Below are 1,842 nucleotides of genomic sequence, written 5' to 3' on the forward strand. Positions count from 1 at the left end.
TATAATAAGTTTAGACATGGGTTATTTAGGGTATATAATAAGCAAGTTAGCGTCATAAGTCATGACTCCCAACATGATCGAGTTGATAAGTTTTCTAAATCTTACCTGATAATATTGCTCAGTACTAATTGGGTTTTTCGCCAACGGGTCAGCCACATAAGCCATTCTGGTTTCTGGGTTAAACCCGTTGATTACCACAAAATGACCTGTTGGTTGACCTTCAATATCGTCATATATAATCTGTTGATCGCCAGTCTCTCTTTGGCTCTCATACAAATAAGTTGCACTCAAGCCCGTAAGCACCGGTAGATCCTGAGATAAAAAGCTTTTTAATAATGTTGAAGTTAATTCTTCAAAACGTATTTCGCCACCTGACTCTAAAAATTTTAGGTAAGCTTCTGATGCCTGCATGAGCTTAGTATCATGCGACTTAGCACTCATTTGCTCCTTCAATTTTGCCTCAATGTCAATCCCCTCCTGAAACCAGGACAAATCAAACGTAATGAGGTTGTAGGTATAAATAATTGCTTTGTAACCTCTCCTCAATGCGTGATTGGCCAATTGTACTGCCAGAGTACCACCTGTTGGTAATTGCTTTACTTCATCAATTACCTGCTCAAGGCTAATATCGTCATTGTAATAGCGATATACAGCATGCAGACAGGTTGGTCCGCAGGTAACATCATCGGGTTGTGCCTTGATATCAAGGTTGAGTATACGAGGCTTTGTTTTTATTAACATTGCAAAATCATTTTCTTAAATCATTACTTTGACGCATCTTGTGGAAAAAGTCACAAATCCTTTGAATAGAAAAAGCAAAATAACGGACGAAGAGTTGATAGGCCTTTTGCAGGAAGGCAACATGCGTTATTTCAGCGAGTTGGCTGCAAGGTATGAGTCTTACATCATCAAAAAGTGTAAAACTTACGTGAAAGAAACGGATATAGCTGAAGACCTATGTCAGGAAATACTGATTAAGATCTTTCTGAAAATCAACAATTTTGAGCGTAAGGCTAATTTTTCTACTTGGTTATACTCGATAATTCACAACACCTGCATAGACTATCTAAGAAAAAGTAAGAAAAACGCCAGACAGGTTATTACAGAACAAATGGTCGAAGAGCTGGCAGAAATGGTTGAAGACGTAGATGAACTACCCGAAGAATTATCTGAAGCAATATTAGACAAACTGCTGGATGAAATAAGCCCTGAAGAAAAACTACTCCTGTTGTTGAAGTATAAAGAAAAGCACTCAATCAAAGACATTCAGCAATCGCTAAACCTCTCCGAGAGTGCTATAAAAATGAGATTGAAAAGGGCTAAAGAGAAAGTAAACAAACTTTATCGAGGGTTGGCTTAGATACCTTCGCATGGTGGTGTTGTGTAACTCGCAAAATTAATACATACTTAGTAAATGAGCAGAAATTATAAATTCCATAACCCTGAGGGGTGGTATTTTGTCAGTTTTGCCACTGTATTTTGGATTAGCGTATTCACTAGAAGAGTGTATAAAGACTGTATTGTTAAACACCTAAAATTTTGTGCTGAAGAAAAAGGAATGGTTATCGGAGGATGGATCGTTATGAGCAATCATGTCCATCTGATTTTTACAGCCAAAGAGAATAACCCACAGAGGCTACTGCAGAGTTTTAAAAGTTCTACTGCTAAAGAATTGATTAGCCTCGTTAAAACCTATCCTCAAGAAAGTAAAAGAGATCGATATATGTGGTTCATGGAATTGGCAGCAAAAAGAAGTAACACTACTAATAAACTTCAGTTTTGGCAACACCATAATCAGCCTATTGAATTATGGAGTAATGAAGCCATACAAAAGAATCTGGA

Annotated in this window: 3 protein-coding genes; 2 read left to right on the forward strand and 1 reads right to left on the reverse strand. The window is 37.4% G+C overall.

Translation table 11 applies throughout. The features are described 5' to 3' along the window. Positions 1 to 21 precede the first annotated feature (21 nt). A complete protein-coding gene (locus tag E1176_RS01605) occupies positions 22 to 741 on the reverse strand; it encodes a C39 family peptidase (protein WP_155208830.1) in 720 nt (239 codons plus the stop codon). A gap of 40 nt (positions 742 to 781) precedes the next feature. On the opposite strand from E1176_RS01605, the gene E1176_RS01610 reads away from it, so the two are divergent. Both E1176_RS01610 and E1176_RS01615 read left to right on the forward strand, forming a co-directional pair. After that, on the forward strand, positions 782 to 1,360 hold the full coding sequence (locus tag E1176_RS01610; RefSeq protein ID WP_155208831.1) for a sigma-70 family RNA polymerase sigma factor: 579 nt from the start codon (positions 782 to 784) through the stop codon (positions 1,358 to 1,360). 54 nt (positions 1,361 to 1,414) lie between these two features. Then, the coding region (locus tag E1176_RS01615) for a transposase (RefSeq protein ID WP_155208832.1) at positions 1,415 to 1,842 on the forward strand (428 nt) is incomplete at its 3' end.

The organism is Fulvivirga aurantia, assembly GCF_009711475.1.
GTDB classification, from domain to species: Bacteria; Bacteroidota; Bacteroidia; order Cytophagales; family Cyclobacteriaceae; genus Fulvivirga; species Fulvivirga aurantia.